Annotated in this window: 2 tRNA genes and 1 rRNA gene; all 3 read left to right on the forward strand. The window is 49.1% G+C overall.

The annotated features are described in order from the left end of the window. Positions 1 to 74 (forward strand): 16S ribosomal RNA (locus ACLJRS_RS23590); the annotation flags it as partial. Between the two features lie 69 nt (positions 75 to 143). Then, positions 144 to 220 (forward strand) — tRNA-Ile (locus ACLJRS_RS23595). 109 nt (positions 221 to 329) lie between these two features. Further along, positions 330 to 405: transfer RNA gene (locus ACLJRS_RS23600), tRNA-Ala, on the forward strand. Positions 406 to 542 lie beyond the last annotated feature (137 nt).

A 542-nucleotide genomic window follows, 5' to 3' on the forward strand; every position in this document is an offset into this window, starting at 1 on the left:
CTTTGTGATTCATGACTGGGGTGAAGTCGTAACAAGGTAACCGTAGGGGAACCTGCGGTTGGATCACCTCCTTACCTTAAAGAAGCGTACTTTGCAGTGCTCACACAGATTGTCTGATGAAAAACGAGCAGTAAAACCTCTACAGGCTTGTAGCTCAGGTGGTTAGAGCGCACCCCTGATAAGGGTGAGGTCGGTGGTTCAAGTCCACTCAGGCCTACCAGATTCGCTCCCGTGCTTTGTTGTGGCAAAGCTCGCATACTTCAGTATGCTTCGCTTCACCACGCCGCGCCCGGAAACGAATCAAAGGTAAGAGGTTCTGACTACACGATGGGGCTATAGCTCAGCTGGGAGAGCGCCTGCTTTGCACGCAGGAGGTCTGCGGTTCGATCCCGCATAGCTCCACCATCTCGTGAGTGTTTACGAAAAAATACTTCAGAGTGTACCTGAAAGGGTTCACTGCGAAGTTTTGCTCTTTAAAAATCTGGATCAAGCTGAAAATTGAAACACAGAACAACGAAAGTTGTTCGTGAGTCTCTCAAATT

It is taken from the genome of Salmonella sp. SAL00670 (assembly GCF_046552235.1).
Taxonomy (GTDB): Bacteria; Pseudomonadota; Gammaproteobacteria; order Enterobacterales; family Enterobacteriaceae; genus Salmonella; species Salmonella enterica.